The sequence below is a fragment of the Mesorhizobium sp. M1006 genome (assembly GCF_040318825.1).
Classification (GTDB): domain Bacteria; phylum Pseudomonadota; class Alphaproteobacteria; order Rhizobiales; family Rhizobiaceae; genus Mesorhizobium.
Genome location: NZ_JAMYMZ010000007.1, coordinates 171,660 through 183,953 on the forward strand (window position 1 = coordinate 171,660; position 12,294 = coordinate 183,953).

Sequence of the window (12,294 nt, forward strand, 5' to 3'; positions counted from 1 at the left end):
CTCAAGACCAAGAAAATAAGGAGGCTCCATGGCCGACGAAGCGCTTGTCGTTATCGACCTGCAGAACGATTTCTGCCCGGGTGGCGCCCTTGAAGTGGCCGGTGGCGACGAAATCGTGCCGTTGGTCAATGACCTAATCCGGCGGACCGAGCACGTCCTGCTGACGCAGGACTGGCACCCTGCCGGCCATTCGAGCTTTGCCTCCAGCCACCCCGGCAAGCACCCGTTCGAAACGATCGACGTGCCTTATGGCCACCAGACGCTGTGGCCGGATCACTGCATCCAGGGCAGCCTGGGATCGGATTTCCATTCGGGCCTCGCCTGGAGCAAGGCCGAGCTGGTGATCCGCAAGGGGTTCCGTCCTGCGATCGACAGCTATTCCGCATTCTTCGAGAACGACCGGACGACGCCGACCGGCCTTGCCGGCTATCTCCGGGATCGGAACATCGAGACGCTGACCCTGGTCGGCCTGGCGACGGATTTCTGCGTCGCCTTTTCGGCGCTCGACGCGGTCAAGCTCGGTTTTGAGACGTCCGTGCGGCTCGACGCCTGCCGCGGCATCGATCTCAACGGCTCCGTGGAGAGGATGCTGGGCCGGATGCGCGATGCCGGCGTGACACTGATTTGAACGTCATCCAGCCGAACCTGACAGACTTTTGAGGGGCTTCATGCGGTTTGCGGCGTTGACGGCAAGTGCTGCACTTATTGCAGCAATCTTTTCTCCGAGAGCGGTTCTCGCGGCCGAAGCGCACGAATTGCCGGGCGCCGCCATGTCGCTTTGGTGGGTGCTGCCGTTTGCCGGGCTATTGCTTTGCATCGCGACCGGCCCGCTGCTGTTCCATCATGCTTGGGAGCACCATTACGGCAAGATCGCTGCCTTCTGGGCAGCGTTGGTGATCGGGCCGCTGGCCATCGCCTTCGGCATCCCGTCCGCCACGCAGGCGGTGCTGCATGCGCTGCTCACGGAATACATGTCGTTCATCATCCTGCTGTTTGCGCTGTTCACCATTTCGGGCGGTATCTTCGTTGCCGGCAACATACACGGCACGCCGCTGGTCAATGCCGGGTTGTTGCTGGGAGGGGCGCTGCTTGCCTCGATCATTGGCACAACCGGCGCCTCGATGATCCTGATCCGGCCGCTCATCCGCGCCAACGACAACCGGCGCTTCAACGCCCATGTCGTCATCTTTTTCATCTTCCTGGTGTCCAACATCGGCGGGTCGCTAACGCCGCTGGGCGATCCGCCGCTGTTCGTCGGCTTTCTGCGCGGCGTCGATTTCTTCTGGACGACAGTTCACCTGCTGCCCGAGATGCTGTTCGTCGCCGGCGTGGTGCTGGCTGTTTTCCTGGCGATCGACATCATCATGCATCGCCGGGAGGAAGGCGCGCCGAAGATCAAGGATCCGACGCCCGACAGCAAGGTGCGCATTCGCGGCCTGGCCAACATTCCGCTGCTGGCCGGCGTAATCGCCGCGATCCTGATTTCCGCTGCCTGGAAGCCGGGAGTGAGTTTCTCTTTTCAGGGCGTCAGCCTCGAGCTGCAGAATCTGGTGCGCGACGCCGCCATCCTGATACTGGCCTTCACTTCGCTTGTCGTCTCGCCGAAGGAGTTTCGCGGCGCAAACGCCTTCAACTGGGGGCCGATTGCCGAGGTGGCGAAGCTGTTCGCCAGCATCTTCATCTGCATCGTGCCGGTCGTCGCCATCTTGCGGGCCGGGCTCGATGGCGCGCTGGCGCCGTTGGTGCTGCTGGTCAGTTCGCCGACCGGCGCGCCGGACAACCTTGCCTATTTCTGGCTGACCGGAGCGCTGTCGTCCTTCCTCGACAATGCGCCGACCTATCTGGTGTTCTTCGAGCTGGCTGGCGGCGATGCGCAGCATCTGATGACCGAGCTCGCCTCGACGCTGGCGGCGATCTCGGCAGGCGCGGTGTTCATGGGCGCCAACACCTATGTCGGCAATGCGCCGAATTTCATGGTCTATGCCATTGCCAGGCATCGCGGCATCAAGATGCCGAGCTTCTTTGGCTATATGGCATGGTCGGGCGCGGTGCTGATCCCGACATTCCTGCTTGCCGGCTTGCTGTTCTTTGCCTGATCAGCCGACGCCGACATAGCGACGGACCGCGGAGGGATCGGAACGCAGTTCCTCGACATCGACCGTCTCGCGGTTGCGGCCGTTTTCGATGAAACAAACGCGGTCTGCGACCGACAGCACGGCATCGACGCGCTGCTCGACAAGAATTGTCGACACGCCAAGCGCACGCAGCTTCGACACGGTTTCGCGGATCTTGGCGATCATCGACGGCATCAGCCCTTCGGTCGGTTCGTCGAGCAGGAGCACCTGCGGTTCCAGACACAGGGCGCGGGCCATGGCCAGCATCTGCTGCTCGCCGCCGGACAGCGTGCCCGAACGCTGCCTGAGGCGCTGGCGCAACAGCGGGAAGAGATCGAGCACGTTCTCGCGCGTCGCCTTGCCCTTGTTGCGGGCCATCAGGCCGATCTCGATGTTTTCCGCCACCGTCATCTCGGCGAACAGCCGCCGGCCCTGCGGCACGTAGGCGACGCCGGCCTTGGGCACCTCGTGCGCCGGCAAGCCGCTCAATTCCCGCCCTTCGAGCCGAATCGAGCCGGAGCTTACCGGCACCAGGCCCATGATTGCCTTCAGCGTCGTCGTCTTGCCGGCGCCGTTGCGGCCGAACAGGCAGAGCACTTCGCCCTCGTTCAACACAAGATCGAGGCCATAGAGCACCTGGACCTCGCCATAGAAGCAGTCGACCCCGGAGATCGTCAGTGCCTTGGACTGGGCCTCAGCCATGGGTCGTCCCCAGATAGGCGTCCTGCACCGCGGCATTGGCGCGGATCTGCTCGGGCGTGCCTTCAGCCAAGATCCTGCCGGCGTTGAAGACGGTGATGCGGTCGGCGAGCCGCATGACCACCGGCATGTTGTGCTCGATCAAAAGCACGGTGGCGCTATCGGCGATCTCGCGCACCAGCTCGATGAAATTGTCGATCTCGCTGTCGGCAAGCCCTTGCGTCGGTTCGTCGAGGATCAGCAGCCGCGGCTTCAGTGCCAGTCCCATTGCCACTTCCAGCAACCGCTGGTGACCGTAGGACAATTGCCCGGCAGGCATTTGCGCCCGGTCGGCAAGGCCGGTGCGCTCGAGAGCCGCCATGACGCCGGTGTGAACCGCGCCCTTCGAGCGGCCGTCGGTCAGCGTGCGCTGCACCGGCAGGGCAACATTGTCGTAGGCGCTGAGATTGGCAAAGACGCTGGTGATCTGGAACGTATAGGCGATGCCGAGGCGAACCCGGGCGTAGGCAGGCAGGCTGGTGATGTCGGCGCCGTCGAAGACGATCATGCCCGACGAGGGCTGGATGCGGCCGCTGACCAGGCTGACGAAGGTGGTCTTGCCGGCACCGTTGGGGCCGATAATGGCGCGAATCTCGCCCGGTATCAGCGCGAAGTCGACGCCGTCGACGGCACGCAAGCCGCCGAAACTGCGCGACAGGCCTTTGGTGGTGAGCAGCGGCATCATGGCAACCACCCGAGCCAGCGCTGGCGGATGCTGCCGAGAATGCCTCTCGGGAAGAACAGCACCAGCAGGATGAGCGCTATGCCGACGACCAGCAGATAGGCCGAGGTGTAGCCGCTGGCGACGTCGATGACATAATACATGAACAGCGTGCCGATCAGCGGACCGAGCGTGGTGGCGGCACCGCCCAGCAGCACCCAGAGCAGCGGCAGGATGGAGTATTGCACCGAGGCGAAGCTCGAGCCGACATAGCCGAACAGCAGCGCATAGGCCGCGCCGGAAGCCGCGCAGATGCTGCCGGAGATGACGACGGCGGCGAGCTTGCTGGAGAACGTGTCGTAGCCAAGCATCTTGGTCCGCTCCTCGTTCTCGCGGATGGCGACCAGCACGCGACCGTAGCCGGAGCGGACTATCGCCAGGCTTATGAGCAGCACGATCGAGAACAGTGCCAGCGCGCTCATATAGCGCACGGTCGGGTTGGTGAGGTCGAGTGACGTGCTGCCCAGGACAAGGACACGCATCGGCTGCGGCACGACCATGCCCTGGTCGCCACCGGTCCAGGCAGCGAAATAAAGAATGACGAGATAAAATACCTGAGCGAACATCATGGTGACGATCATGAAGGCGACGCCGGAGGTGCGCAGCGCCAGCAGCCCGATCACCAGCGCGAGAAGCGCGCCGTAGGCAAGCCCGGCTGCGAAGGCGGCCGGTACGCTCCAGCCGAGATGGATGACGGCAAGGCCGGCGCCATAGAGCCCGGCTGAAAAGAACATGGCATGGCCGAGGCTGAGCAGCCCGACATAGCCGAACAGCAGATTGTAGCCCATGGCGAAGACCGCCAGCACCATGATGCGGGCGAGCAGGCCGTGATGGTATTCCGGCAGGACGAAGCTAAGCCCGAAAAGCAGGGCGATGACGCCGAGGTGCAGCGCATATGGCTTTGCCGGCGAAGCATCCTTCATCGCGATGTCGTCCCGAATAGGCCCTGCGGCCGGAACACCAGCACCATGGCGACGAGCAAGGTGGCGATGATCTTGGCCAGCGTCGGTGAGAAGAACACCGAGATGATGCCGTCGGAAAGGCCGATCAGCACCGCGGCGACGACCGTGCCGCGCAGCGAGCCGAGGCCGCCGATGATGACGACGATGAACGACAGCAACAGCGGGTCCTGTCCCATCAGATAGTGGGCCTGGCTGATCGGCACGATCAGCACCGCGGCGACAGCAGCCAGCATGGCGCCGAGCGCGAAAACACCGGCATAGACTCTGGTCACCGGGATGCCGAAGGCCTGCGCCGTCTCGCTGTCATATTGCGTGGCGCGCATGACGAGGCCGATTTTCGTGCGCGTCAGCACCAGCCAGGTCGCGACCAGCAGCAGCGCCGACGCGGCGATGATCGACAGCTTGTAGCCGGAATAGCCGAACCACGGCAGGAGGATGCGGTAGCTGAACGGCGGCTCCACCGGCCGCGCCTCCGGGCCGTAGAAGGTCAGCGCCAGTTGCTGGATGATGTAGAGCATGCCGATGGTGGCGACGATGGTGGCTTCCGGATTGTAGTTGAGCCGGCGCAGCACCAGCCGTTCGGCGAGCAGCGCGATCAGGCCGACGATCAGCGGCGCCAGCACCAGGGCGGCCAGGAAGCCGAGCGCCGGATGGCCGGATATCGCCGTTGAGATCGCCCAGGCAAGCACCGCGCCCAGCATGAAGAACTCGCCATGCGCGACATTGACGACGCGCATGACGCCGAACACCAGCGACAGCCCAAGCGCCGTCAGCGCCAGCACGGCGGAGGTGACGAGGCCTTCGAGGGCGGCGAGGAGCAGGTGAGGTCCGAAGTGCATCGCCTAAGCACCGGCGGATGCGCGAAGCACCCCCCTCTGGCCAGAGGGGGGTATCTTGGCGCTCACGCTTGCTGCAGCAGCCAAGCTCACAGCGTCTGCGTCGTGTAATCCCCCTCAGGCTCGTAGAGGCCGTCCTCGATCTTGGTCTTGTGGACGACATTCAGCCGGCCGCCTTCAACCTTGGAGATGTTCTGGATGCCAAAGCACTGGTGGATCTTGCCGTTGAAGGTTTTCGGCCCTTGCGGGTGCTCCGGCCCCTCGGCGAACTCGGTCAACGCCTCGGTCGCCTCGACCAGCTTGGCGCGGTCTTCCGGGCCCTTGTAGCCGGCATCCTCCATCGCCTTCTTGACGACGTAGAGCGTTTCCCAGCAGCCGAACATGTGCGCGGCGGTGGAGACGTCCTTGGGGTCGCCGACGGCGGCACCATTGTCGTCGATGCCGACGGCGGCGCGGTAGGCTTTCTGCGCAGGGGAGTCATCGGGCTGCGCATAACGCGGCGAGCCTTCCCAGAAATGGCTGCCGTCGAGGAATTCGAGGCCGGGGCTGTTGATGTCGGTGGCTTCGAGCGAATCGATGAAGCCGAACAATTGCGGCCGATTGGAGCCGTAGAACTCGCCGAGCTCCTTGACGAAGGTGAGCACCGCCGGGCCGACCATGACGTGGTAGATCACCTCGGTCTCTGCGGGGATCTGCGGGAAATATTTGGTGAAGGAGGATTCCGTCGGCGGAATCGCGATCTGCGCAATGACCTCGGCGCCTTGCGCCTTCAGGGCCGGCGGCAGGTAGTCGCGATGGTCGTAGCCGAAAGCGAAATCGGGGAAGATCTGCGTCACCTTCTTGCCGGCATTGGCGGCAATCCACGGCGCCATCGACTGGATCTGGCTCTTCACATCGGTGATGCCGGGCTGGAAGACGTAGCGGTTCAACTTGGTCGAGGCGACGTGGTGGCCTTCGCTGACAACGAAATAGGGCATCTTGGCCTCGCCGGCGGCCGGCGCCGAGCCGATGACGACATGCGAAAACAGCGTGCCGTAGACGATATCGGTCTTGTGCTGAGAGGCGAACTTGCCGACGACTTCGGCTCCCCGGCCGGGATCGGTGCCGTCATCCTCAATGATCACCTCGACGGGTCGGCCGTTGATGCCGCCGGCATCGTTGATCGCCTTGACGGCAGCCGCTGTGGTCTTCTCGTACCAGCGGCCATAGGCGGCGCCGATGCCGGTGCGGTGCGACTGGAAGCCGATCTTGATCGGCGCCGAGTTCTGCGCCTGGCTGTAACGCACGAAACCCGGCGCGACGGCAAGACCGGCGCCGGCGGCAAGGCCCTTCAGCGCCGTGCGGCGGGTGAGAGCGGATCTGGAGAGATCGAAAAACCCATTCTTGTCAGTCACGGCAGTTCCCCTTGTTTTTGAGCTTTGACCAATGGCTGTAGCAGGCAGGCCACTCTTGTTAAGAGGGGCGAAAATTGCATGTGTACAAACTAAATCACCAAAGCTCTGACGTGGCAAGCGAGCTTTCCCCAAGGTTCGATTGACTGCCATCGCACACCTCGTTCATCCGGCGCTCGGCGTCGCAAGCAGCCATAGGCCGAGGACGGTGTAGGCGATCATCAGCACGGTGAGCGGGAACTGGCTGAGCGCGGCGCGAGCCGGAATGGCGTGCAGCCGCCAGGCCAAGCCATGGGCGACAAGCACAGCAAGCATGTGGCCGCCAATGATGACGCCGGCCTGGAGGTTCCACAGCCACCACGCCGAGCCGGCGCCGGCGACAACGCCGGCTTCAATTGACATGTCTGCGGTACCGAACAGGTTCCAGCCAAACGCAAACGGGTCGGAGAGAGCGGCAATTGCATATTGGCCGTCGACCAGCAGCGCCGTCAGATAATGCGCGAAGTGGTAGGCGAGCGCGATCGGTACGATCGACCAGGCCAAAAGCCCGGCGGCGTGACCGAGCGAATGGTTGCTGCCGGCAAGGTGCTGGCCAAGAAAGACGGCTAGCGCGAACACGGCCGCAAGCACGGCAAAGCTCAGCACAAGACCGAAACTGCCGATGCCGATCAAAGCGGTGCGTCCAGGAAACTCCAGCGGATTGATGCCGAACCAGCCTAGCCAGAAGAAGGTTTTCGACAGGCCGTCGAAGGACACAGACGACAGCGCAAGCAGCAGGAAAGCGACGCCGCTGAGCGGTAGCGGCGCGCCACCGAGCAGCTTGGCACCCGGCCAGCAGAGTTTGAGCCGGCCGTCTTCGTTGCGCTCGATGATGGCGAAGTGCGCTACCATGGAAAAGAACACCGTCAGGAACTCACCGCGCAGGCTCCAGTCGCGGTATCCGACGACCTGCATAGCGGCAAAGGTCAGCAGCCAATAGGCGCCGGCGGCCCAGGCCAGCCGCGCCGGATCGTCTGGCGCAGGGTCGATCAGCTCGAACCAGGCGAAGGCGAAGAACAGCAGGAAAGCCGGCCAATAGCCGAGCCGTTGGGGGAGCAGATTCGGCTGCGTTCTGCCGGACAGGCGCGAGGCGACGCGGCATGGCCCGTACCAGGGGTTGAGCCACGACCAGAGATCGCCGGCGAGCCCCTGCAACAGAGCCAGGCCAACCCAGAGCAGCGTCCACACGGTCAGCGGCAGCGGATTGGAAAGCGGATCGCGGCTGCCGAACAGGCCGGCGGCAATCAGAATTGCAAAGCCGACAAAGGATACCAGGCTGACGGCAGTCCGCGCGCCGTCGCCGAAGGTAAAAAGCGGCAGGCGTTTGCGCCAGAAGCGGTCGAGGGAGTCCGGCGGCAGTAGAGCCAGGACAAGGAAGCTGGCGGCAACCGCGAGCGCGCCACCGACGACGTAGTAGCCGGTGGGAAGCAGCAGGACATGGCCGCGGTCGGAGGCGTGGGCGAAGGCGGGCGTGGATGGGAATTCCAAGGAAGCGACGAGGCCGGGAAAGGGCCTGATTGCCGAAATGCAGCGCTCTACAGCGCCCCCCTCTGTCCTGCCGGACATCTCAAGCGGGGAGATCGGCGGTTCCGCCGTCGGCTCTCCTTCTGCAACTTCAGCAATTGGCGAAAGCAGCAATGAGGGCGCAATCTCCCCCCTCGCGGGGAAGATGTCCGGCAGGACAGAGGGGGGCGCGAAGGAACTCATACTACGCAAGAGTTCCCCTACTTCACACCTTCACCAACTGCTCCACGCGGTCCTTCTGGCCGAAGATGCGCAAATAGCGCTCGATCTCTTTCTCGTCGCCAGTCGACTTGGCCGGATTGTCGGAAAGCTTGACCGCCGGCCTGCCGTTGGCTTCGGTGACCTTGCAGACCAGCGAGATGGCGTCTAGCCGGTTGGTCTCGGTCGGCGCGCAGCCCTCGAAATCGTTGGTCAGGTTGGTGCCCCAGCCGAAGGACATGCGCACCTTGCCGCGGAAATGGCGATAGGTTTCCTCGATGGTCTCGACCTCCAGCCCATCCGAGAAGATGAGCAGCTTCTGCTTGGGGTCCTTGCCCTTTTCGCGCCACCAGGAAATGATTTTCTCGCCGCCTTCGATCGGCGGCGCGCTGTCGGGGCGGAAGCCGGTCCAGTCGGCGACCCAGTCCGGTGCATCGCGCAGGAACGCCGCGGTGCCGAAGGTGTCCGGCAGTACGATCAGCAGGTTGCCGCCGTAGTAGCGCTGCCAGTCCTGCAGCACGTTGTAGGGCGACCGTTTCAATTCCTTTTCCGAATTGGTGAGCGCGGCGAACACCATCGGCAGCTCATGCGCGTTGGTGCCGAGCGCCTCGAGATCGTTGTCCATGGCGAGCAGCACGTTGGAGGTGCCAGTGAAGGCCTCGCCGATGCCCTCCTTCAACGCTTCGACGCACCAGCGCTGCCACAGGAAGGAATGACGGCGGCGGGTGCCGAAATCCGAGATGCGGATGCCGGGCAGCGCCTTCAGCCGCTCGGTCTTGGCCCACATCTTGGCCTTGGCGCGGGCATAGAGCACGTCGAGCGCGAACGGCCCGAACGCCCGCATGGCCGCGCGAGATCGAAGTTCATTGATAATTGCCAGCGCCGGGATCTCCCACAGCGTCGTGTACATCCACGGACCGCTGAAGGCGAGTTCGTATTGGCCGTCGCGCTTGGAAAGCTCGTATTCGGGCAGCCGGAAATTTTCCAGCCAGGCGAGGAATTCCGGTTCGAATATCTGCTTGCGGCCATAGAAGGTGTTGCCGCCGAGCCAGATCATCTCTTTCTTAGAGAAGCGCAAGGTGCGGGCATGGTCGAGCTGCTCGCGCAGCTCCGTCTCATCGATCTCCTCGGCAAGGCGGACCGAGGTGGTGCGGTTGATCAGCGAGAAGGTGGCGTCGACCTTGGGATACATGCCCCAGATCATCTGCAGCATCAGAAGCTTGTAGAAATCGGTGTCGAGCAAGCTGCGGACGATCGGGTCGAGCTTCCAGGTGTGATTGTAGACGCGCCGCGCTATATCGGTCTTTGCCATCGCTTAATGCGCCTTCGTTGCTCGCTCTAGCTTTTGTCTAGCGCAATTCCGGACGGAAAACCGCTGCGCACTTTTCCTGGAATTGCTCCAAATGCCTCTTAGCATCGAATTTTTGAACGCGCCTCCCGCTTTGCGGGCTGGCCCGACAAAAAGAAGCCCCTGCTGCAAGCGGCGCCTACGGCAGTTTCCGCCTCAGGATGCGGTCTTGGCGCCGACCACCTTGAGCGCCGGACGCTTGCGGCGAATGCCGATGCGGCCTGCCACCGGTGCGTCAGCGCGGCGGTCGGCCTGTTCTTTCTCGGCAAACAGCCAGTCGATGAACAATTGCACGATCGGCGCCGACCGCATCTCGTTGCGGCAGACGACGTAGAAATCGTCGACGGCCGGCACGGAAAGACTGAACGGGGCGACAAGCAGGCCCCTGGCGAGCAGTCCGCTTGCCGTCACCGTATCGCCGAGCGCCACGCCATGGCCGTGAACCGCGGCCTCGGTCGCCATCCGCGCATCGCCGAGATGATGGCGACGGCCGCGCTCGAGGTCCAGTGCGTCGGCGGCGGCCAGCCAGGTATGCCATTCGCGGCCGTCGTCGCCATGCAGGAAGACGTGATCGGCGAGGTCGCGGACGGTGCGGATCGGGCGGTTGTTGATCAGCGTCGGGCTGACCACCGGGAACAGTTCGAGGCCCGACCATTTGCGCATCCAGCAGTCGGTCCAGCTGCCGTCACCATAGTGCACGCAGACATCGATGTGCGGTGCGCGGACGTCCTTGGCATCATTGGATGGGATCAGCGTCAGCCTGATATCCGGATATTGCGAGGTGAAGCTGCCCAGCCGCGGGATCATCCACAGCAACAGTAGCGCCGGCACGCAGGATACAGAGAGAACGCCGGTGCTGGCCGGTCTCGTCATGCGCTGCGTGGCGGCGGCAATGCCGTCGAAGGCGGTCGACACCGCCGGCAGCAACTCGGCGCCGTGCGGCGTCAGCTTCACCCGCTGACCGGCACGCTCGAACAGCTTGACACCCAACGATTGCTCGAGCGCCTTGATCTGATGGCTGATGGCGCCGTGGGTGACGTTGAGCTCAGCCGCCGCCTTGCTCAGCGAGGCGTGGCGCGCCGTCGCCTCGAAGGCGCGCAGCGGGTTGAGCGGTGGCAAACGCTTGGCCATTTGGACCCTGGGCTCTGTGAGATTTTCTCACAGATAACACACTAACAATATCAATTGATTTTTCAATGCAGCTACGGGACACTTTGCCCAGGCATTGCATCAAGACGTGAAATCTGCAGGCAGCCGGCGGCTGCGGCTATCGAGGCCGCCGCCCGCGCGCCGCACCAGCCATGGAGGACCGACATGGGTTACGACCGCGGCAAGCTCGAAGCATTGCGCCGCAAATACGGCGAGAGCCATGGCGGCGAAATGTTCGACCCGAAATTCCAGCGTGTCGCCGACAAGATCTTCTCCAAGACCGGCACGCGACTGGCGCCCTATTCCGGCATCCCGACCTTCCTCGCGGCGCCCTATCGTGAAATCGCCGCCGACAATCCGGATTTCGGCGATCTGCAGGTGGCGATGATCGGTGTGCCGATGGATCTGGGCGTCACCAACCGGCCGGGCGCCCGTTTCGGGCCAAGGGCGTTGCGCGCCATCGAGCGCATCGGCCCCTACAATCATGTGCTGGAATGCGCACCGACGCATGAGCTGAAGGTCGCCGACATCGGCGACGTGCCGTTCCAGAGCCGTTACCGGCTGGAGACCAGCCATGACGACATCGAACGCCGCACCAACCAGATCGTCGACGCCGGCGTCCTACCCTTGTCTGTCGGCGGCGACCATTCGATCAGCCACCCGATCCTGAAGGCGGTCGGCAAGAAGGCGCCGGTGGGCATGATCCATATCGACGCTCATTGCGATACCAGCGGCCTGTTCGACATGACCAAGTTCCACCATGGCGGGCCGTTCCGCAACGCGGTACTGGACGGCGTGCTCGACCCGAGCCGCACCATCCAGATCGGCATTCGCGGCTCGGCCGAATATCTGTGGGAGTTCACCTATGAGTCCGGCATGACCGTCGTGCATGCCGAAGAGGTGACCGGCCTCGGCATTCCCGCCATTATCGAGAAGGCGCGCAGGATAGTCGGCGACGGCCCGACCTATGTCTCCTTCGACATTGACAGCATCGATCCGGCCTTCGCGCCGGGCACCGGCACACCGGAAGTCGGCGGGCTGACGACGCGCGAAGTGCTCGAGCTGCTGCGCGGCCTGAAGGGACTCAACATCGTCGGCGGCGACGTGGTCGAGGTGGCACCGCAGTACGACGCGACCACCAACACGGCGCACGCCGGCGCGCAGGTGCTGTTCGAGATCCTCAGCCTGATGGTCTTCAGCCCGGCAATCACCGGCAAGGCGGGCTGACACGCTCGACCATGATCCCGAAAGTGGGAACCGGTTTTCGGAGAAGA

11 protein-coding genes are annotated in these 12,294 nt (G+C 63.7%); 3 read left to right on the forward strand and 8 right to left on the reverse strand.

Going from position 1 to position 12,294, the window contains the following annotated elements; genetic code table 11:
* The first annotated feature begins 28 nt into the window (after positions 1-28).
* Both pncA and NKH60_RS09355 read left to right on the forward strand, forming a co-directional pair.
* Entirely contained in the window at positions 29-628 is a 600-nt protein-coding gene (gene pncA, locus NKH60_RS09350) for a bifunctional nicotinamidase/pyrazinamidase (RefSeq protein ID WP_023676971.1), read from the forward strand.
* A gap of 40 nt (positions 629-668) precedes the next feature.
* Positions 669-2,096, forward strand: a complete 1,428-nt coding sequence (locus NKH60_RS09355) for a sodium:proton antiporter (RefSeq protein WP_352835785.1) — start codon at positions 669-671, stop codon at positions 2,094-2,096.
* On the opposite strand, the gene NKH60_RS09360 is transcribed toward NKH60_RS09355, so the two are convergent.
* From NKH60_RS09360 to gcvA, 8 genes are all read right to left on the reverse strand, one after another.
* On the reverse strand, positions 2,097-2,816 hold the full coding sequence (locus NKH60_RS09360; RefSeq protein WP_352472376.1) for an ABC transporter ATP-binding protein: 720 nt from the start codon (positions 2,814-2,816) through the stop codon (positions 2,097-2,099).
* The gene (locus tag NKH60_RS09365) at positions 2,809-3,537 is read right to left on the reverse strand and encodes an ABC transporter ATP-binding protein (protein WP_352736693.1); all 729 of its coding nucleotides are present in this window, start codon (positions 3,535-3,537) and stop codon (positions 2,809-2,811) included. The genes NKH60_RS09360 and NKH60_RS09365 overlap by 8 nt, the downstream gene beginning before the upstream one ends.
* A complete protein-coding gene (locus tag NKH60_RS09370; protein WP_352819612.1) occupies positions 3,534-4,496 on the reverse strand; it encodes a branched-chain amino acid ABC transporter permease in 963 nt (320 codons plus the stop codon). Before NKH60_RS09370 ends, NKH60_RS09365 begins: the two co-directional genes overlap by 4 nt.
* Positions 4,493-5,374, reverse strand: coding sequence for a branched-chain amino acid ABC transporter permease (locus tag NKH60_RS09375; RefSeq protein ID WP_352455934.1), 882 nt, complete (start codon positions 5,372-5,374; stop codon positions 4,493-4,495). Before NKH60_RS09375 ends, NKH60_RS09370 begins: the two co-directional genes overlap by 4 nt.
* An 86-nt stretch (positions 5,375-5,460) precedes the next feature.
* The gene (locus NKH60_RS09380; protein WP_352472378.1) at positions 5,461-6,765 is read right to left on the reverse strand and encodes an ABC transporter substrate-binding protein; all 1,305 of its coding nucleotides are present in this window, start codon (positions 6,763-6,765) and stop codon (positions 5,461-5,463) included.
* A gap of 162 nt (positions 6,766-6,927) precedes the next feature.
* The gene (locus tag NKH60_RS09385) at positions 6,928-8,367 is read right to left on the reverse strand and encodes a hypothetical protein (protein WP_352871985.1); all 1,440 of its coding nucleotides are present in this window, start codon (positions 8,365-8,367) and stop codon (positions 6,928-6,930) included.
* A 163-nt stretch (positions 8,368-8,530) separates the two neighbouring features.
* Complete coding sequence (gene pncB / locus NKH60_RS09390) at positions 8,531-9,835, reverse strand: nicotinate phosphoribosyltransferase (RefSeq protein WP_352472380.1); 1,305 nt, start codon at positions 9,833-9,835, stop codon at positions 8,531-8,533.
* A gap of 192 nt (positions 9,836-10,027) precedes the next feature.
* A complete protein-coding gene (gene gcvA / locus NKH60_RS09395) occupies positions 10,028-11,002 on the reverse strand; it encodes a transcriptional regulator GcvA (protein WP_023676980.1) in 975 nt (324 codons plus the stop codon).
* A gap of 183 nt (positions 11,003-11,185) precedes the next feature.
* Between gcvA and speB the strand changes: the two genes are divergently transcribed.
* Entirely contained in the window at positions 11,186-12,247 is a 1,062-nt protein-coding gene (gene speB, locus NKH60_RS09400; RefSeq protein ID WP_352449470.1) for an agmatinase, read from the forward strand.
* The last annotated feature ends 47 nt before the right edge of the window (positions 12,248-12,294 follow it).